Here is a 19,472-nt window from a genome sequence, read left to right as displayed (position 1 = left end):
GTGGGGTCATCGGGATCTTCAGCAGGGCGATGCGCACACTGGCGAGCACATCCGGGCCGCTAATGATAACGATTCTTATCTGCGTGTGACGCGTTGCGATGCGCCTGCCCCGCGACGCCTGCGACCGCAGCGCGGTGAGGCAGGCTTCCCGAGCAGCGCGCTTAGCGTTTTCCGCGCGGCTTGCCCGCAGACCCGCGCGTTGGCGCAGGGCGCGCCTTGGCCACTGCCGTTTTGGCTGGCGCGGGCCTGGCGGCGCCGCGCGCCGCGGTTGCCTTGGTTGCACCACGGAGCCCCGTGCTGGCGCGTTTGCTCGCTACCGCAGGCCTGGAAGCAGGCGTCTTCGGCGCTGCCGTGGGCGTCGCGGTTTTCCCAGGCTTGGTGGTCGGCTGGACCGACGCGCTCGTGCGCCGGGAGGCCGCCCTGGTGGTTGCCGGCGTCTTGGCGGCTTTGGTCGGGGTTGCCGGCTTGCGCGGCGTGCTCGCGGCAGGCGAGGCACGCCGGGCTGAGGCAGGTTTGGCTGATGCAGGTTTGGCTGAGGCGGCCCTGGCCGCTGCGGTCTTTGCAGATGCCGACCGGGGTGATCCCGCACGTTCGCTGGACGCCACAGTTTTCGAAGACGTCGGCGCGGCTTGCACCGCCGGCGCGGATGCCGGCGTGACCTTGCTGGCGCGTTTGCTCGCCTTGGCGGCCAGGTCGTCCTGGGCAGGGGCTTCCTGAAGTGGCACACCCTCATCGCCAGAATCCGCACCGGAGCCGTCCACCTGCGCCTGGCTCTGCGTCGAACGCGCTGCATCCTCGGGCTGCGCGGTGCCCACCGCCTGCTCCGTCACCGCTGCACCAGCCTCGTCCCCACGCGAGCGCTCGGGCAACTGGAGTCGCTGCGCCTGCGCGTCGTATTCGATCAACAGCACGCCGGAGTTGTGCCGGCCGCTGATCTCCACGAAGCAGGCACCGCCGATGAAGGGCTCCAGCGTCATCACTGACTTCAGCGGCGTGGCCACCACCATCTGGAAACCGAAGTTCTCGAAGATGTTCATTGCCAGCGCAGTGAATTCGTTGTCGGCCTTGTCGAAGGCCTCGTCCAGCACCACCGCGCAATAGCGCGGCAGTTCGCCGTCTTCGCCGCCGAGCTGGTAGCGCAACGCAGCGGCCAGGCAGGTGGTTGCCAGCTTCTGGCGTTGACCGCCGGACTTGCCGGCGCCGCTGCGGTAGATCTCCACCTGCGCGCGGGTCTGTGCGTCCAGTTCGACACCGATGAATTCCACATGCAGGCGCACGTCCAGCACCTGCTCGCGCCAGCGGCGTGCGTCCGGTTCCTGCGCGCCCAGGCGTGCCACCAACGCGCGCAAGGTGGAAAACTGCGCTTCGGCCAGTGCGCGGTCTTCGGTCTGTTGATGCGACAGCACCGCACGCAGCTGTTGCTGGAAGTCCTGCACTTCGCTCAGGCGACGGTCGCTGACCTCGATGGTCAGCAGCGTGCCGCGATTGAACGGCACCTGCTCCAGGCTGGCGTTGACCTCGTCCATGCGCTGCTTGATGCCCTTGTGGGCCTCGGCGGTGTGGCGCTGCAGGGCGAGCAGATTGTTCTTGCTCTGGGTCTGCAGCAGGTCGAAGAAGCGGTGCTCGTGGCGCGGCAGGCCATCGCTTTCCAGCCGGTCCAGCCGCGCGAGGAAATCGTCGGCACTGGCCAGGCTCACGGTGAAATCGCCGCTGTCTTCCGGCCACTGCTGGCAGTACTTGCGGAAGCAATCGAGCAGCTGCGCGCTGAGCCGGCTGTCGCGGCCCTGGCTCTCGGCCAGTTGCTCGGCCAGGCCACGCTCGACCACGCGGAAATGCGCTTCCAGGTTGTCCAGCGACAGCGGGGCCAGCGCCGCCAGGCGTTCGCGCAGGCCCTGCAGCTGGGTGGGCGTGAGCGCGGCGGTGCCCGCACGGCTGGCGCAGGCGGCGTGCTGCTGTTCGAGCCGGACCCGCTCGCGCGCCAGCTGTGCGCGCTCCAGCCGCACGTCCTCGTAGGTGCGCTTGGCCTGGTCGCGCAGGGTGCGTGCGGTCTCGATCGCCTGGCCAAGTGCGCGCAGGCCGCTGTTGCCTTCGCGCAGCTGCTGCAGCTGTTCGTCGATATCGCTCAGGCGCTGCAGCTTGGGGCCGACATCGATCTCGTCCCAGTCGCGCTCCACCAGCGTGTGCGCGGCCAGCTGCCGTTCCTGGTCCTGTTCGCGTTGCTTGCGCAGCGCGGCCACGTCGGCATCGCAACCGGCGATGCGCTGGGCCAGCGTCTGCGCTTCGCGCTCGAACACCTTGAGCTTGTCGCGGTTGTCGTGACCCAGCAACCAGCGCTTGCGGTCGTTGACCGCGTGGCGGTCGTCCTTCTCATAGCGATCGCCCGGATGCTTGACCTGCCCTTCGCGGGTGATGGCGCGGTCGGCATTGCGCAACGCGGCGGCGTTGTCGACGCATTCGTAGTCGAAGCGGCGCATCAGCTCGTTGCGCAGCCACTCGGTAAAGGCATGCTCGCGCAGCTGCAGCTTGCCAGGCAATGCACGTGCATCCGGCGCGCGCGCATGCAGCGCATCGTTGCGACGCACCCGGAAGTACACCAACCGCGTGCCGATGTGGGTGCGGTTGACCCACTCGCTGACCTGCGCGTAATGCCGGTCATCCACCAGCAGCGACTGCGCGAAACCGCTCAGCACGCGCTCGATCGCACCGCGCCAGGCTGATTGATCCTCGCGCACCTGCACCAGTTCGCCAACGAACGGCAGCGCGGCTTCGGCAATACCGGTGTCCTCGCACAGGCGCGCACGCAAGGACTGCATCGGCGCCGGCATGCTCGACGGTGCGCGCTTCAACGCCTCCAGTTCGGCGCGGATCTCGGCAAAGCGTCGCTCGTCGTCGCGGCGCGCACCCATGCGCTCGGCAATCGCCTCATCCAGCGCGCTGGCGTCGTGCTTGCCGTTCTCGAGCACGGTCTGGGCATGCTCTACCTGGGCGGCAAAGCCGCTGGCGCCTGCGGCCAGGGCCGTGCCGAGCTGGCGGCAGGCCTGCTCGATCTGCGCGCGCCGCCGCAGACGCTCGTCGCGCTCGCGTTCGACCCGTGCGCGCTCGCGCTCCAGTTCCTCGATCTGCTCGCCACCGGCGGCGCGTTGTTCGCGTTCCAGCCCGGCCAGCTTCTGTTCGTGATTGTCCAGCGATTCGCGCCGCTGGCCTTCCTCGCCGGCCAATCCGCGGTCCTGGCTGTCGAGCTCCTGCAGGCGCGTCTCCAGCAAGGCCAGACGCTGCTGTTCGCGATAGCTGTCCACACCCAGCTGCAGCTCGCGCAGCTCACCGACGCTGTGGCGCAAGGCCATCAGTGCCGCATGGTGTTCGCGTGCCGGGCTCAGCGTTTCCACCTGGCGCCGTGCGGTGACCACCGCATGATGGGCGCCATCGAGTTCGGCGAAGTCTTCCACCAGCCGGTCGGCGGCCTCGAACGTGCGCGGCTCGTCCAGCATGAAGCCGCGCAGGAACACGTTGAGATCGCCCAGGTTCTTGGCCGACTGGGTCTTGTGCAGCAACCGCAACGCCATCTCGTTGCCGATGCCCAGCACATGCCGGAAACGCTCCGCGTAGCCGGCGAAGCCGTCGAAATGCGCAACCTCCTCGCCCAGACGCGCCTTGAGCTTGCGCAGATCCAGGTCGAAGCCATCCAGCTCGCTGGCCACATCGAAGCTGCGCGGCGCCACCATGTAATGACGGCGCACATCGGCCGCGGCATTGCCGCTGCCGGCGATCCAGAACAGGCGAATCAGGCTGACCGTCTCGCCATGCGCGTTGCGGTACTCCAGCACCAGCGCAGACCAGGTGGCGCCCTTGCGCAGGTATTGGGTGGCGATTTCGCCCGAGGCGCTGTCCTGCTGATCGGCCCAGGCACCACGCACATACGACACCAGGCTGCGATCGCGCCCACTGCGCTCGGCCTCGCGTGCGGCAGCGTTGAAGTCGACGATGCTGGGCGGGGTCAGCAGTGCCGACATCGCATCCAGCAGGGTCGACTTGCCCGAGCCGGAGCGCCCGACGAACAGGAAGCCCTTCTCGGCGATCGGCACCTCGGTCAGGCCATTGAACGTGCCCCAGTTGTGCACCTGCAACCGCCGCATGCGGAACTGCTGCGCGCGCTGCTCGGCAAGCGAATCAGTGAACAGGGACGCGCCCGGCTGCGCCGGCGACAGGTTGGACTGGGAATTCATGGCTCACTCACCAAAACGGGATGACGGGTAACGCTGAGGACGAATCACATCACGCATGTTTGAAGCGGGGTGTTGCTGGACAAGCATGGACTGCGGTGGCTGACGGTGATCGGGTACGTCCCTCGCGGCCCGGGCCGCTCCTACGCGGCGCAATGATCTGGATGGACACGGATGCGTGACGAGAGCGGGTGCTGACCGATGCGCGGGAAGCTGATGGCTCCGTGCCGCCCATGAAGAAAGTCACTTGCGCTTGACGGGGCGTGAGAGCTGACTTTCATCGCGCAATGCATGACGCACGGCTACACACACACTCCAGAGGTCACATCCAGGCATCGCGATCGGCCGTCCCCTCATCCGCCCTTCGGGCACCTTCTCCCGGTGGGAGAAGGGATGGCCGTGCGGGGTGCAGACGCCATCACTCCAACGCAACCTCCCCCTCTCGCAACTCCCGATACGCCACCACCAGGGCCTGCACGTCCTCGGCCGAGAACAACAGCTTCAGCACCGGCGAAACCTCGTAGCGCTCCTCGCTGCCGCGCAGGCGCGACAGCAACTGGTTGTCGCGCATCTTGCCGATCGCCGTCATCACCCGTCGCGCGAATCCCGCGCGGTCGGTGGACACATTCTTCTCGTAGACCGACAAGGCCTCCACCAGCTGTGCCTCGTCCACCACTGCACGCTCGCCGCGCGTATCGGCCTCGGCCAGTTGCTGGCGCAGGAACAGCAGCAGCACCGACTCGATAAAGGTCAGCGGCGCGCTGCGCAGCAGGGTCGGCGATTCCAGCTCGGCGGTATCGGCCTGGCGCGTGAAGGCCACCCCGCCCTCGCGGTCCAGCACCAGTTCCAGGAACAGCTCGCACAACACCTGGCGGATCGGCGCTTCGTTGCGCAACAGCGCAGGCCACAGCGCACCGTGGCGTTGCGCGTCGATGCTGGGGCCGGCCAGCAGCTGGCACAGCGCGCGCCGCGCGTCGAACGGCAGCGTGCCGGTGTCGCCCAGGAACAGCTCGCCGCGCGGCTGTGCAGGCGATGGCTCCGTCAGCGGCGTGCGGCCGGCATCGGCCGACGCGCCCGTGTCCTCGTCCGCATCCAGGCGGGTGTCCTCAGACCAGTTCATTGCGTTTCTCCCGGGTGAACCACACCAGCGGAATGCGTGCGCGCCGCAGCGCGCCGTCGCCGCCTTCCCATTGCACCGTTTCCATCTGTCCGTCGATCACCACGCCGTGGCGGGTGCCCAGCGACAGGTAGCCGATCACGCTGCCCAGGCCCTGCACGGCCGGGCGCTGCTGCAGCGCATCGCCGATGGTCAGGCGCGGGCGTTGACCGAGCAGCTCGTGCAGGTCGCGGCGCAGGCTGCGCACGTCGATCTCCGATTGCGCGACCAGATCGCCCACGCTGTCGAGCGAGATGTCCGCCGCATCGGCGGCCTGCACGCGGCCATCGACCTGGGTCAGGCGCGGGTCGTGCAGGCGCCATTGCGACAGCGACCGCAGGCGGGCAGCGCTCAACGCCTGCGTGTAGCCGGTGGCGGCGGTGGCGTGCAGGCTGTCGCGCAGCTGCAGGGCTTCGCCCTGCGCCTGCCTGAGCAATTGATTGAGCCGGCGCTGTTCCAGATAGCCGCGGCTCTGCACGAAACCGCGCAGGCTGCGCGCGAAGTGCTGCATCACCGTGTGCACCTCGCCGCCGCGCTCCAGCAGCGTGCCGGTCAAGCCGCGCAGGAAGGCGCGCTCGCGCCGGTCCAGCTTGCGGGCGAAGCCGCGTGCCAGCAGCGCATCCAGCGCCTGATCGAGCTGGCTGCTTTGCTGGGTGTCGTTGAGCAGGCTCCAGAACGCCTCGAAGGTGCGCCCGGCCTCGCTCTCGGCGATCACGTCCACGCCGTTGAACAGCTGCTCCAGCACATCGCCGCGCGCGCCTTCGTCGTCGATGATGCGCTCGCGGAACTGGCGGTTGAGCTGTTCGAAATCGTCGCGGACGCGATGGAAATCCTCGGCCAGCTCGTCGGACAGATGGATCAGGTCGCGGGCGCGCTCCAGCGCGCGCTTGCCGTCGAGTGCGGCCACGCGGCCCGACGCCACGCGTTCGATCTCGGCATCGATGCGCGCACGTTCGTCGCGCAGGGCGGCCAGGCGCAGCTCCGGATCGGCTTCGGTCTGCCCAGCCAGCTGCACCAGCTGCTGGATCACCAGCGACAGGCGGCTTTCGGTGGCGCTGCTGCTGCTCTCGCGCAGGCCGACGATGAAGCGGATGGCCTGGGTGGCCGCGCGCGACAGCTCGTATTCTTCTTCGGCTGCACCTTCGGGCAGGCGACGTTCCAGCCAGCCCTGTGCCAGCCAATGCGCCAGATAGGCCTGCGCGGTGCGCGGCAACTCGCGCGAGAGTTCGTCGGCGCGCAGCACGTCGAGCTGGCGCTGCAGGCGCTCGTGCAGCACGCCCGCGGGCAGGCGGCGTTCGCCGTCCAGCAACACCGTCTGCAGCAGGCCGATCAGCTCCGGCGCGTGGTCGGCGGCCAGCAGTTTCCACACCGGCTGCTCGCGCAATTGGCGATAGCCGGCGATGCGTGCCTGGTGCTTCATGGCGACGGCAACGGCTGCCTCAACGCTTGCCGCCCACTTCGATGAACTGCAGGAATTCGGCGCGGGTGCGCGCGTCCTCGCGGAAGCTGCCCAGCATCTTGGAGGTCACCATGCTGACGCCGCGCTTGTGGATGCCGCGGGTGGTCATGCATTCGTGCGCGCCTTCCACCACCACGCCGACGCCGCGCGGCAGCAGCACGTCCTGGATGCACTGGGCGATCTGCGCGGTCATCTTTTCCTGCACCTGGAAGCGCCGCGCATAGCTTTCCACCACGCGCGCCAGCTTGCTGATGCCGACCACCTTGCCTCGCGGCAGATAGCCCACGTGCACCTTGCCGATGATCGGCGCCATGTGGTGCTCGCAATGGCTTTCGTAGGAGATGTCGCGCAGCACGATCAGCTCGTCGTAGCCGGCCACTTCCTCGAAGGTGCGTTCCAGGTATTCGCGCGGTTCCTCGCGGTAGCCGCTGAACCAGTCGCCATAGGCCTCGGCAACCCGGCGCGGGGTATCCAGCAGGCCTTCGCGGGCCGGGTCTTCGCCGGCCCAGCGCAGCAGGGTGCGCACGGCATCTTCGGCCTGGGCCTGGGTGACGGGGGAATCGGGCTGGTCGGACTGGCTCATGCGCAGGTGCACCCAAAGGGGGCGAGCATGGTACCCGAGGACGGGCCGGCCGCCCCAGTGGCGGTTGCGCCGGCTTGCGCAGGTTCAGTGACTATTGATTCATTGTTGAATTGATAGCATCCTATCTATTATGACGAACAGCGTTCTCTCCTCCCGTGCCCAGCTCAGCTCCGGCCTGCTGGTCGCCGCCCGCCAATGGCAGCGGCTGGCCGACCAGGCATTTGCCGACTTCGGGCTGTCCAGCGCCTGCACCGGGCCGTTGCTGATGATCGGCCGCTCCGGCGGCGGTATCCGCCAGGTGGCGCTGGCCCAGCAACTGGGCATGGAAGGCCCCTCCCTGGTGCGGCTGCTGGACAAGCTGTGCGCGCAGGCATTGGTGCGCCGGCAGGCCGACAGCAGCGACCGCCGCGCCAACCAGCTGTGGCTCACCGATGCAGGCCAGGCGCTGGTCGGGCGCATCGAGATCCGCCTGGATGCACTGCGTGCGGAGGTGTTCGGCACGCTCAGCGAAGCGCAGGTGCAGGTGGTGCTGACCCTGTGGGAGCAGATCGCGCAGGCGCATGCGCGGCTGAGTGGGTCCGACTGAGCCAGTTGTAAGGCGTCGTGCTGCGACGCGTGTAGTGCCTTGCCGATGTCCCTGGCGCGCGCGGCGCCGGGCGTCGTTGTTTTCCTTACCCAGGATGTGCCCGATGTACGGCGAATTCAGTCTCTACGGTGTGTTCGTTCCCACCTTGCTGGCGTTGATGACGCTGGCCTACCTGCTCAACAGCGCCATCGGTGCGCTGCTGGCCCGGGCCGGCGCCTACCGGCACATCTGGCACCCGGCGCTGTTAAACCTGGCGCTGTACATCGCGCTGCTGGGTGGCCTGTTTTCCCTGACCCGTTGGATGCAATCGTGAAAAAGCTGATCAAGACCGCGGGGCCGGCGCTGCTGACCCTGGCGATGGTGGTGGTGGCCGCGGTGGTGCTGCAGCACCTGTGGCGTTATTACATGGAGGCGCCGTGGACGCGCGATGCGCACGTGGGCGCCGATGTGGTGCAGGTGGCGCCGGATGTGTCCGGGCTGGTGGAGCAGGTGGCGGTGGCCGATAACCAGGCGGTGACGCGCGGGCAGTTGCTGTTCGTGGTGGACCGCGCACGCTATGCGATCGCGCTGGAACAGGCGCGCGCCGCGCTGGCCGAGCGCCAGGCCACCTTGAGCCAGTTGCGCCGCGAGATCGCGCGCGACCGCAGCCTGCAGGACCTGGTCGCCGCCGAAGATGCCGAGGTACGCCGCTCCAATGTGCAAAAGGCGCAGGCGGCGGTGGCCACCGCGCAAGCGGCGGTGGACCTGGCCCAGCTCAATCTGGACCGCACCCAGGTGCGCAGCCCCGCCGACGGCCACATCAGCGACCGCACCGTGCGCGTGGGCGATTACGTCAGTGCCGGGCGCCCGGTGGTGGCGGTGCTGGATACCGGCTCGTTCCGCGTCGATGGCTATTTCGAGGAGACCCGCCTGCAGGGCGTGCATGCCGGCCAGCGCGTGGACGTGCACCTGATGGGCGAGCCGGCCACCTTGCACGGGCATGTGCAGAGCATCGCCGCCGGGATCGAGGACCGTTATCGCAGCGGCAGCGCCGGCGCCTTGCCCAACGTCACCCCGGCGTTCGACTGGGTGCGGCTGGCGCAGCGCATCCCGGTACGCATCGTGCTGGACCAGGTGCCGGCGCATGTGCAGCTGATCGCCGGGCGCACCGCCACCGTGAGCATCCTGCCGGACGCCGTGCGTGACGCTGCCGCCAGCGCGCCTGCCCGCGTGCAGGCCAAGGCCGCGCCATGAACCGCAGCGTCTTGCGTCCTGTGGGATTGGCTGCAGTGCTGAGCGCCCTGAGCGCATGCAGCACGGTCGGCCCGAACTATGCCGTGCCGGACGATTCGGCCTACCAGCGTCCGGCCGCCAACGCGGCGTTTGTCGACACCGGCAACGCCCAGGTGCAGGCCGGCGCGCCGCTGCCGGCACGCTGGTGGGCGCTGTATCAGGACCCGATGCTGGACCGCCTGATCGAACAGGCCTTGCGCGACAACGTCGAGTTGAAGGTGGCCGGCGCCAACCTGCGCCGCGCCGCCGCGGTGTACGAACAGGCGCTGGACGCGGGCGGTTTCGATTACGAGGTGGACGCCGGCGTCAGCCGCGCGCAGGTCTCGGCCGAGGCGTTCCTGCAGCAGGAAAAGCTGCCCGTGTTCAACCTGGCCGATGGCAAGCTCGGGGTGTCGTATCAGTTCGATCTGTTCGGCAAGCTGCAACGCGGCGCCGAGGCCGCGCAGGCCGATACGCAGGTCGCCCAGGCCGCGATCGATCTGGCGCGCGTCAACGTGGCCGCGCAGGTCGCCGGCAGCTACGTGGAGATCTGCCACGCCAACCACGAGCTGCACGTGGCCGAGCATTCGCTGCAGTTGCAGCAGCGCAGCCGCGACATCACCCAGCGCCTGATCGCTGCCGGCCGTGGCACCCCCCCCGATCTGGCCCGCGCCACCGCACAGGTGGCGATGCTGGAAGCGGCGCTGCCGCCGCTGCGCGCGCGCCGCCAGGCCGCCGGGTATCAACTGGCCGCGCTGCTCGGCAAGACGCCCGGCGAGGTGCCGGCCGGCGTGGACAGCTGTGCGCACGCGCCGGCCTTGCAGCAACCGATTCCGATCGGCAACGGCCGCGCGCTGCTGGCGCGTCGCCCGGATGTGCGCCAGGCCGAACGTCGGCTGGCGGCAGCCACCGCGCGCATCGGCGTGGCCACTGCAGAGCTGTATCCGGAGATCCGCCTGGGCGGCTCGATCGGTGCCACCGGCCTGCTGGCCGATGTCGGCGAGCCGGCCACGCATGCCTGGTCGTTCGGCCCGCTGATCTCCTGGACGCTGCCCTCCAGCGGTGCGCGTGCGCGCGTGCGCGCCACCGAGGCCGGCGCCGACGCGGCGCTGGCGCAGTTCGACCACACCGTGCTGCAGGCGCTGCGCGAAGTGCAGACCAGCTTGTCGCGCTATGCGCAGGACCTGGACCGCCTGCACCTGCTGGAGCAGGCGCAGCAACAGGCCGAGCTGGCGTCGGCGCAGAACCGGCGCCTGTATCAGGGTGGGCGCACGCCGTATCTGTCCAGCCTGGATGCCGAGCGCACGCTGGCCACCGCCGACATGACGCTGGCCAATGCGCAGGCGCAGGTCTCGCAGGATCAACTGCAGCTGTTCCTGGCGCTGGGCGGCGGTTGGGAAGCGACCGCCGGCCGCACCGACGCCACGGCCGCGCGATGAGCGCGCTGCTGCGCGACCGCCAGGCCTGGCTGTTTTCGGCCAAGACCTTCGCCGCCTCGATCGCGGCGTTGTACGTGGGGCTGGCCGGCAATCTGTCGCGGCCGTACTGGGCGATGGCCACGGTCTACATCGTCTCCCAGCCGCTGCTCGGCCCCACCCGCGCCAAGGGCGTGTACCGCGTGCTCGGCACCTTGCTGGCCGGCGCGGCGACCCTGGTGATGCTGCCGAACCTGGTGGAAACGCCGTTGCTGCTCAGTGCGGCGATGGCGCTGTGGCTGTCGGCCTGCCTGTTCCTGGCGCTGCTTAATCGCGGCCCGCGCGGCTATGCGTTTCTGCTGGCCGGCTACACCACCGCCTTCATCGGCTTCCCGGCGGTGACCGCGCCGGAAGGCATCTTCGACACCGTGGTGGCGCGCAGCGAGGAGATCATCCTGGGCACGGTGATGGCGGTGCTGTTCGCCGCGCTGGTGTTCCCCGCCTCGGTCAAGCCGATGCTGACCGGGCGCATCGGCAACTGGATGCGCGACGCCGCGCAATGGTGCCAGCAGGTGCTGCAGCGCGGCCCAGCGCAGGCACCGCGCAACCGGCTGGCCGCCGATCTGGTGCAGTTCGAGGCGCTGATCGCCTTCGTGCGCCACGACGACCCGCGCCATGCCGGCACCGCCCCCACGCTGGAGCAACTGCGCGCACGCATGCTGATGCTGCTGCCGGTGCTGTCGTCGGTGGCCGACCGGCTGGATGCATTGCAGCGCGATGGGTCCGCGTTGCCGCCCGAGACGGCAACGCTGCTGGAGGATGTCGCGGCCTGGGTGGACCAGGGCGAGGACGCACCCAGCGATGCGGACGTGGACGCCTTGCGCGCACGCATCGCCGCCCTGCGCCCGGTGGTGGATCAGGACATCGAACATCTGCTGCTGGCGAGCCTGCTGTTGCGGCTGGAAGAGCTGCTCGACCTGTGGCAGGACTGCCGCGCGCTGCAGCAGGCAGTGGTGCACGGCGCGGCGATGCCGGTACTGCGGGCCATGCCGGGAGCTGCGCGACAGCCTGCAACGGCCCAATCACCCGGGCAAGCCGCGGCGGTGCAGGGCGCACCCGCCACGCGTTCGCGCATGCAAGCGTCATTGCGACGGCGCCTGGGTTGGTCACGATCCGACACACCCGTACCTGCCAGCAGCAGCCGCCATATCGATTTCGGCATGGTCGCGTTTTCCGCCCTGAGCGCGGGCGTCGCGCTGATGGCTTACTGCGTGCTGTGGATCGGCATCGGCTGGGAAGGCGGCGGCAACGGCGCGATGATGGCCGCGGTGACCGCCGCATTCTTCGCCGCGCAGGACGACCCGGCGCCGAGCATGCTGTCGTTCCTGGCCTGGGCGGTGGTGGCCAGCGTGGTTGCCGGCATCTATCTGTTCGGCATCTTCCCGGCCATCCACGATTTCCCGATGCTGGTCCTGGTGCTGGCGGCGGTGTTCCTGCCGATCGGCGCATTGCTGCACCGCCCAAAGACCATGCTGATCGCGCTACCGCTGGTGGTGAACCTCACCGCGCTGTTGAGCCTGCAGAACACCTACAACGCCAATATCCAGAGCTTCGTCAACGCGGCGGTGGCGATGGTACTGGGCATTGGATTTGCGGTGGTGCTGACGCGGCTGTTCCGCTCGGTGGGTGCCGAATGGAGCGCGCGCCGGCTGGTGCGCCAGGGCTGGCGCACGCTGGCCGAGGCCGCCGACGGCCGCGGCGCACAGGACCGGCAGCACTTTGCCGCCCGCATGCTGGATCTGCTTGGCCTGCTCGCACCACGGCTGGCCCTGACGCCGGAAGGCAGCGACCTGGCCTCGGTGGACATGCTCAACGAAGTGCGCGTGGGCTTGAACATCCTGCAACTGCGCAGCGCGCGGCACGGTTTGCCGCAGCCGAGCATCGAGGCGGTGAACGCGATCCTGGTCGATGTTGCCGCGCACTACCGGCAACAGATCGCGCACAAACGCCCGCTGCCTGCGCCGGATGCCTTGCGTGCGCGGCTGGATGCCTCGCTGGCGCGCGTCGGCAAGGTGCCGGCGGGTGCGCATCGCGATGAGGCGCTGCTGGGGTTGATCGGGCTGCGTTACAGCTTGTTTGCGCAGACGGCGCCGCACACCCAGAGAAACACCGGTACCGCGCCGCCCTTGGCCCCTCTCCCTGCGGCGCGATAAGGCACTGCCTGCGCGCCACGGGTGCGCGTGCCCTGGAGCGCCCGCGCGGCTGGCGCGAGCCGGGGCGCGGGGGGTGCGGTGAAGGGACGAGGCGAAGCCACTCGCGGTAAATGACACGAGGCGTCGCCCGTCCCCTCATCCGCCCTTCGGGCACCTTCTCCCGCAGGGAGAAGGACGCTCAACTCCCGCAGGGAGAAGGACGCTCAACGCCCGACGGGAGAAGGGCAAAGCAGATCAGCGCTTGCGCTGATGCATCGCCGCTTCGTCATCCAGCCAGTTGCTGCCCTTGTTGGTCAGGAAGAACATGTACACCACCAACGACACCGCGATCACCGCCGTTGCGTAGATCACGAACTCGCTGACGTGGCCGGTCTTCAACGAGGCCTGGTACAGCAGCGGCGCGGTGCCGCCAAAGGCGGAGTTGGCCAGCGCATAGCCCAGGCCCACGCCCAGCGCGCGCACATGGGTGGGGAACAGTTCGGCCTTCACCACCGCATTGATCGAGGTGTAGCCGGTCAGGATCACAAAGCCCACGGTGAGGATCGCGAACGCGGTCAGCCAGTCGGTCTGCTTGGGCAGTTCCATCACCAGGAACCAGGTGTAGAGCACCCCGCCGATGCCGAAGAACACCAGCAGGCTCTTGCGCCCGACGATGTCTGACAGCCAGCCGCCCACCGGCTGCATCAGCATCAGCACCGTCAGCGCGACCAGGTTGATGATGGTGCCGGCCATCACGTCGCCACCGGCAAACGCGGTCTGGATCATCTTCGGGCCGGTGACCGAATAGGTGTAGAACGCGATGGTGCCGCCGGCGGTGATCAGGAAGCACAGCAGCAACGGGCGCCACTGGTTGACGAACAGCTCGCGCATCGAGCCCGACGCCTTGGCCTTGCCGGTGCGCGAATCGGCGATGGATTCGGAGCTCAGCGACTCGTCCATGGTCTGGCGCAGCCAGAACACCACCAGCGCACCGATGCCACCCAGGCCGAACGCCACGCGCCAGCCCCACTCGGACACCTGCGGCGCATCGAAGAAATGCAGCATCACCAGCAGCGTGGTCTGCGCCAGCACGTGGCCGCCGACCAGCGTGACGTAATGGAACGAGGACAGGAACCCGCGCCGGCCCGGAATGGCCGCCTCGGACATGTAGGTGGCGCTAGTGCCGTACTCGCCGCCGGTGGCAAAGCCCTGCAGCAGGCGCGCCAGCAACAGGATGATCGGCGCGGCGATGCCGATCGTGGCCACCGTCGGCGTCACTGCGATGACGAACGAGCACAGCGCCATCATCGACACCGAGATGGTCAACGCCAGGCGGCGGCCGTAGCGGTCGGCGAAGCGGCCGAAGTACCACGCACCGATCGGGCGCATCAGGAAGGTCATCGCAAAGATCGCCCACACGAACATCGTGGCGTTCTTGTCTTCCTTGGAGAAGAACTGCGATTCGAAATAGGTGGCAAACACCGAGTAGACGTAGACGTCGTACCACTCGACCAGATTGCCGGCCGACCCCTTGAGCGTATTGGACACCGAACGGCGAAGGCTACCGGGGGCTGCGCCAGAACCGGCGGCGATCGGAGACGTTGGGGGTGCGCTCATGCAGTCAGAACCTCGTGGGTGGGACACCCGGGAAGTATAGGTGCGTGCTTGTGTGACGCATGTAAGCATTTCGGCGCATATACAGGTGCCGCAACCGGCGTCGGTGCGCGCGCTTGAGCCCGCTCGGAGTCGGCCGCGACGCCTGCGGCCCATCATGGGCGTGACCGCCCTGGATGCCGATCGACGGCTACGGCAACACCTGCCTGAGCGTCTCGATGAATGCGCGCAGCCCGGGCGGAATCTGTCGATGCCCCGGGTAATACAGCACCAGTCCCGGAATCGCCGGACACCACTGCTCCAGCACGCGCACCAGCGTGCCGTGTGCCAGTGCGCCATCGCCGCGTGCTCGGGCACATAGGCGATGCCAAGGCCGGCCTCGGCGGCTTCGCTCATCATCAGGAGCTGGTCCAGCGTCAGCCGCCCCGGCACATCGATCGCCACCTCCTGGCCGCGCCGCTCGAACTCCCAGCGGTACAGCCTGCCGCTGGGCATGCGATGCCGGATGCAGGCGTGGCGATGCAGATCGTCCGGCGTGTCCGGGTAGCCGGCACGCTGCAGATACGCAGGTGCGGCCACCGCGATGAAACGCGTCTGCCCACCAAAGGGCACTGCAATCATGTCCTGCGGCACCGACTCGCTCAAACGAATGCCGGCATCGAAGCCGGCCGCCACGATGTCCACCAGCCGCCCTTCGCTCACCAGATCCACCGACAGCGCCGGATGACGCGCCAGCACCTGCGGCACCACCTGCTGCAACAACAGCCGCACCACCACTTCGGGGGCATTGATGCGCACCGTGCCGGTGGGCCCGCTCCGGAAGGCATCCAGTTCGCCCAGCGCCTGTTCGACGTCCTGCAATGCGGGCACCAACTTGGCGTAGAGCCGTTCGCCTGCTTCGGTCAGCGACACGCTGCGCGTGGTTCGATGCAGCAGGCGCACGCCGAGATTGCGTTCCAGCGCGCTGATCAGATGGCTGAGCGAGGACGGTGCCAGCCCCAGCTCGGCGGCCGCACGCCGAAAGCTGCGATGCACCGCGACGCTGGTGAACGCGGCCAGGTCATTGAAGGTCGGCTTCGGCATTGGTGGCTATTTCACATCAACTCATTCGGATTCTATGGCATAGACCCATCAATTCCCCGCGCCTAGAGTGGAATTCCCTTCCACGCAAAGGCCACCCCCATGTCCCAGACCTGGCTCATCACAGGCGCATCCTCCGGCTTCGGCCGCGGCCTGGTCGAAACATTGCTGGCGCGCGGCGATCGCGTCGCGGCCACCGTGCGGCGCGCAGGAGCGCTTGCCGATCTGCAGGCCGCGCACGGCGACGCATTGACCGTCCTGCAGCTGGATCTGCGCGACAGCGCAGCGGTGCGCGAGACCGTCACCCGGGCCTTCCAGGCCCTGGGCAGGATCGACGTGCTGGTCAGCAACGCCGGCTACGGCACGCTCGGTGCCGCTGAGGCCGCCACCGACGCGCAGGTGCGCGATCTCATCGACACCAACCTCATCGGCTCCATCACGCTGATCCAGGCCGCGCTGCCGCACCTGCGTCGCCAAGGTGGCGGGCACGTGGTGCAGGTGTCGTCCGAAGGCGGCCAGATCGCCTACCCCGGCTTCAGCCTGTATCACGCCAGCAAATGGGGCATCGAAGGCTTCATCGAAGCCGCCGCCCAGGAAGTGGCCGGCTTCGGCATCCACTTCACCCTGGCCGAACCCGGCCCGGCACGCACCAACTTCGGCGCCTCGCTGGTCAGGACCGACATCCCGTCCGACTACCTCGGCACACCGGTCGACACACTCAGCCGCGCGCTGGACGACGGCAGCTGGGTCATCGTCGGCGACCCGCAGCGCATGGTCGCGGCCATGATCGCCTGCACCGAGGCATCCCCCCCGCCGTTTCGGCTGGTCATGGGCACGGCGGCCTACCACGCGATCCGCGAAGCGTTGACCACGCGGCTGGCTGCGCTGGAAGACCAGCGCGACATTGCGTTGTCCACCGACAGCCCGGCTGCCGCCGGATGAAGGCAGCGACGCTGCAGCGCGCGCGTTCTGCTGCGTCACCAGCGCCGATCCGCGGCTGGCGCCCCACCCTTCACGGCCCCCATGCCGCCCGGCTTGCCAGAATGCCGGCCGCTTGGGGCCGTCGATGGCAGGGGAACAGGGGTTGGATGCATGACATGGATCATCGTGGCCACGGTCGTCACCACGCTGGTGGTGGGGCTGCTGCTGCTCAACTTCGCCACGCCCGAGAAAAAGCTCGAGCACATCCCCAGCCATTGCTACGACGTGTCCGACCCGCAGTTCAAGCGCGAGATGTCGGTGTTGCTGGGTCCGGCGATCCTGCCCGGCAACAAGATCCAGGTACTGCATAACGGCAGCGAGATCTTCCCGGCGATGCTGGCCGCCATCCGCAGCGCGCAGCGCACCATCACCTTCGAAACCTATATCTACTGGTCCGGCGAGATCGGCCGCGAGTTCAGCCAGGCGCTGTCCGAGCGCGCGCGCGCCGGGGTCAAGGTGCGCGTCACCATCGACTGGGGCGGCAGCCTGAAGATGGATGCGTCGCTGGTGCAGGACATGACCGACGCCGGGGTGGAAGTGCATCGCTACCGCCCGCTGACCTGGTACAACCTGCACCGCGTCAATAACCGCACCCATCGCAAACTGCTAGTGATCGACGGCCGCATCGGCTTCACCGGCGGCGTGGGCGTGGCCGACCAGTGGATGGGCGATGCGCAGGACCCGGAGCACTGGCGCGACTCGCATTACCGCATCGAAGGCCCGGTGGTGGCGCAGGTGCAGGCCGCCTTCAACGACAACTGGATCAAGAGCACCGGCCGCGTGCTCAACGGCGCCGAGTACTACCCGGAGCTGGCACCGGCCGGCGACAGCGACGCGCAGCTGTTCGTGGCCTCGCCGGCCGGCGGCAGCGAGAGCATGCACCTGATGTACCTGATCGCCATCGCCGCGGCGCGCAGCTCCATCGACCTGGCCGCGGCCTACTTCGTCCCCGATGCGCTGATCACCCGCTCGCTGCTGGAAGCGCGCGCGCGTGGCGTACGCATCCGCGTGCTGCTGCCGGGCAAGCATATCGATGCGGTCTCGGTGCGGCTGGCCTCCAAGGCCAGCTGGGAGCCGCTGCTGCAGGCCGGCATCGCCATCCACGAATTCCTGCCCACCATGCTGCACACCAAGCTGCTGATCATCGACGGCCTGCTGGTCTCGGTGGGCTCGACCAACTTCGACATCCGCTCGTTCCGCCTCAACGACGAGGCCAGCCTGAACGTCTACGACCGTGACCTGGCCGCGCAGATGACCGAGGTGTTCGAGCGCGACCTGCAACGGGCCGAGCCGTACACGCTGGAGCGCTGGCGCAAGCGGCCGCTGCGGCAGAAGCTGGGCGAGAAGCTGGTCCTTCCGTTCCGCTCGCAGGTGTGATGCAGCGCGGACGCCGCAAGCAGCGGCGGCGCCCGACGACCCTCACGACAGTGGCGGCGGCACCGCGATCGGCGCAGCCTGCAGCCGCAGCTGGCGCAGCCGCCACCACAGCCCGCCCAGATGCACCAGCGAATACAGCACCAGCGCCGCAGCGATGCCCAGCGTCAGCGGGCTGGCCTGCGTGCCGGCCGCCGCCGCGCCCGCGCTGAAGGCGCCATCGGCCCAGCGCCAGGCCAGGCGCCCGAGCAGCACCAGCATCAAGCCACCGCCGATCCACGGATTGGGCGTATACCAGCCGCGTCCCTCCACCCATTCGGCATGCGTGTAGCGCAGCGATGCGGCGCCCAGCCCGATGCCGACCAGCGCTCCCGCGGCGATCCCTGGCCGGACCTGCGGCAGGCCATAAACCGCGTATGCCAGCGCCGCCGCGGCAACCACCAGCACCACGGCGCGCAGCGCCGTGCTCACCGGCTTCCAGCGCTGGCGGCCGAAGCTGCGGCGGATGCGCCGGTAGTAGAGGAAGGCGATGGCCGCCATCGACAGATACGGCGTCAGCGGTGCGATGGCAGTAGCGGGCATGGCGATTCCTTTGCGAGGTGAGGTGACCACCGCAGAATGAAACCGCCCCCGGTAGCGAACAAGGTGCCAAGTGTCACTTTCTGCGCGCGCAGGCGGCCTGGCCGGGCCGCCGCCGCCACGTCCGGCCATCGCGACGGACCAGAAGCCCTCGCGCAGGACCGCTTTCCCTGCCACTGCCAATAAACGCCTCAACCGCACGCCAGCCGTTGCCACACGCGAACCAGAGCCGCACGGGTAGACTTGCCGGCAGAGCTCCCCACCGCAGTGCCATGTCCGCCATCAAGCAAGAAGCCCATACGCTGATCGACACGCTGCCCGAGACGGCAGGATGGGACGACGTGGTTCGCGTCGTGGACACCGCCAGCTTCGAGGCCGCCGTGCTGGAGGGCATGGCCGCAGCGGATCGGGGCGCGGTTGTCGCACCGGCACAGGTGGCGGCAATGTTTGCCAGATGGGGCGTTGATGTTGCGGCGTGACTGGACCGTCCCGGCCGCCAGGCAACTCGCACACGCCCAGGATCACTACCACGCGCTCAGCCCGACCTCCGCCGCCGCGATGGCGCGGCGGGTGCTGGACGCCACCCGCACCCTGGCCGAGCAGCCCGGGCGCGGCCGCGCCGGCCGCGTCGCCGGCACCCGCGAATGGGTGGTCAGGCAAACGCCCTACGTGCTGGTCTACCGCGTGCGCGACGACGCGCTGCAGCTGCTGCACGTCCGCCTGGAGACGCAGGACTGGCTGCCGCGCACCGAGCCGCTGATCGAGCGCATCGAACCGTGGATCGCCGCGCTGATCAGCGCCCTGCTGCATGTGCTGATGCTGCTGATCCTGCTGTCGGCCTCCACGCCCACCATGACCCCGCCGCAGGGCTCGGCCAGCGGTGGCCGCACCAAGGTGGATTTCGTCGGCGACACTTCCACGCCCGACCAGCCGGTTCCGTCCCCGACGCCCACCCCGCCGTCGCCAACGCCCGCGCCCGTGC

At 68.7% G+C, this 19,472-nt stretch carries 15 protein-coding genes and 1 pseudogene; 9 read left to right on the top strand and 7 right to left on the bottom strand.

Annotated elements, in window-relative coordinates; genetic code table 11:
• Positions 1-161 precede the first annotated feature (161 nt).
• From EO170_RS12860 to folE, 4 genes are all read right to left on the bottom strand, one after another.
• A complete protein-coding gene (locus EO170_RS12860; protein ID WP_126945545.1) occupies positions 162-4,223 on the bottom strand; it encodes an SbcC/MukB-like Walker B domain-containing protein in 4,062 nt (1,353 codons plus the stop codon).
• Positions 4,224-4,638: 415 nt separating this feature from the next.
• On the bottom strand, positions 4,639-5,340 hold the full coding sequence (locus EO170_RS12855; RefSeq protein WP_126945543.1) for a DUF4194 domain-containing protein: 702 nt from the start codon (positions 5,338-5,340) through the stop codon (positions 4,639-4,641).
• The gene (locus EO170_RS12850; protein ID WP_115678171.1) at positions 5,327-6,796 is read right to left on the bottom strand and encodes a DUF3375 domain-containing protein; all 1,470 of its coding nucleotides are present in this window, start codon (positions 6,794-6,796) and stop codon (positions 5,327-5,329) included. The genes EO170_RS12855 and EO170_RS12850 overlap by 14 nt, the downstream gene beginning before the upstream one ends.
• Before the next feature lie 19 nt (positions 6,797-6,815).
• Entirely contained in the window at positions 6,816-7,418 is a 603-nt protein-coding gene (gene folE, locus EO170_RS12845) for a GTP cyclohydrolase I FolE (RefSeq protein WP_126945540.1), read from the bottom strand.
• A gap of 130 nt (positions 7,419-7,548) precedes the next feature.
• On the opposite strand from folE, the gene EO170_RS12840 reads away from it, so the two are divergent.
• The 5 genes from EO170_RS12840 (at position 7,549) to EO170_RS12820 (ending at position 12,883) form a co-directional block, all read left to right on the top strand.
• Positions 7,549-8,004: a MarR family transcriptional regulator gene (locus EO170_RS12840; protein WP_104586048.1), complete on the top strand. Its 456-nt coding sequence runs from the start codon at positions 7,549-7,551 to the stop codon at positions 8,002-8,004.
• A 94-nt stretch (positions 8,005-8,098) separates the two neighbouring features.
• A complete protein-coding gene (locus tag EO170_RS12835; protein WP_126945537.1) occupies positions 8,099-8,317 on the top strand; it encodes a DUF1656 domain-containing protein in 219 nt (72 codons plus the stop codon).
• A complete protein-coding gene (locus EO170_RS12830; RefSeq protein WP_164740288.1) occupies positions 8,314-9,237 on the top strand; it encodes an efflux RND transporter periplasmic adaptor subunit in 924 nt (307 codons plus the stop codon). Before EO170_RS12835 ends, EO170_RS12830 begins: the two co-directional genes overlap by 4 nt.
• Positions 9,234-10,694, top strand: coding sequence for an efflux transporter outer membrane subunit (locus EO170_RS12825; RefSeq protein ID WP_126945534.1), 1,461 nt, complete (start codon positions 9,234-9,236; stop codon positions 10,692-10,694). Before EO170_RS12830 ends, EO170_RS12825 begins: the two co-directional genes overlap by 4 nt.
• Positions 10,691-12,883, top strand: coding sequence for an FUSC family protein (locus EO170_RS12820; protein ID WP_126945531.1), 2,193 nt, complete (start codon positions 10,691-10,693; stop codon positions 12,881-12,883). Before EO170_RS12825 ends, EO170_RS12820 begins: the two co-directional genes overlap by 4 nt.
• 234 nt (positions 12,884-13,117) lie before the next feature.
• Here the strand turns inward: EO170_RS12820 and EO170_RS12815 are convergent, their stop codons facing one another.
• Both EO170_RS12815 and EO170_RS12810 read right to left on the bottom strand, forming a co-directional pair.
• Positions 13,118-14,479 carry an MFS transporter gene (locus EO170_RS12815; RefSeq protein ID WP_024939637.1) on the bottom strand — a complete coding sequence of 454 codons (1,362 nt, stop codon included), beginning with the start codon at positions 14,477-14,479 and terminating at the stop codon, positions 13,118-13,120.
• A 187-nt stretch (positions 14,480-14,666) separates the two neighbouring features.
• Positions 14,667-15,559, bottom strand: a pseudogene (locus EO170_RS12810) (LysR family transcriptional regulator).
• Between the two features lie 99 nt (positions 15,560-15,658).
• Between EO170_RS12810 and EO170_RS12805 the strand changes: the two are divergent.
• Positions 15,659-16,498 (top strand): SDR family oxidoreductase, encoded by an 840-nt coding sequence (locus EO170_RS12805; RefSeq protein WP_126945528.1) that lies wholly within the window; start codon positions 15,659-15,661, stop codon positions 16,496-16,498.
• A 150-nt stretch (positions 16,499-16,648) separates the two neighbouring features.
• A complete protein-coding gene (locus EO170_RS12800; RefSeq protein ID WP_164741040.1) occupies positions 16,649-17,914 on the top strand; it encodes a phospholipase D-like domain-containing protein in 1,266 nt (421 codons plus the stop codon).
• A 42-nt stretch (positions 17,915-17,956) separates the two neighbouring features.
• Here the strand turns inward: EO170_RS12800 and EO170_RS12795 are convergent, their stop codons facing one another.
• A complete protein-coding gene (locus EO170_RS12795; protein ID WP_126945525.1) occupies positions 17,957-18,493 on the bottom strand; it encodes a hypothetical protein in 537 nt (178 codons plus the stop codon).
• Between the two features lie 269 nt (positions 18,494-18,762).
• Between EO170_RS12795 and EO170_RS12790 the strand changes: the two genes are divergently transcribed.
• Together EO170_RS12790 and EO170_RS12785 are read left to right on the top strand one after the other, a co-directional pair.
• Positions 18,763-18,969, top strand: a complete 207-nt coding sequence (locus tag EO170_RS12790) for a hypothetical protein (RefSeq protein ID WP_126945522.1) — start codon at positions 18,763-18,765, stop codon at positions 18,967-18,969.
• The coding region (locus EO170_RS12785; protein WP_164741039.1) for a type II toxin-antitoxin system RelE/ParE family toxin at positions 18,956-19,472 on the top strand (517 nt) is incomplete at its 3' end. The genes EO170_RS12790 and EO170_RS12785, both read left to right, overlap by 14 nt.

Source organism: Xanthomonas sp. BRIP62409 (assembly GCF_003992965.1).
In the GTDB taxonomy this organism is placed as follows: Bacteria; Pseudomonadota; Gammaproteobacteria; order Xanthomonadales; family Xanthomonadaceae; genus Xanthomonas; species Xanthomonas euroxanthea.
Note: the sequence above shows the minus strand (reverse complement) of the source record. Positions and strands in the feature narration are given on the sequence as shown.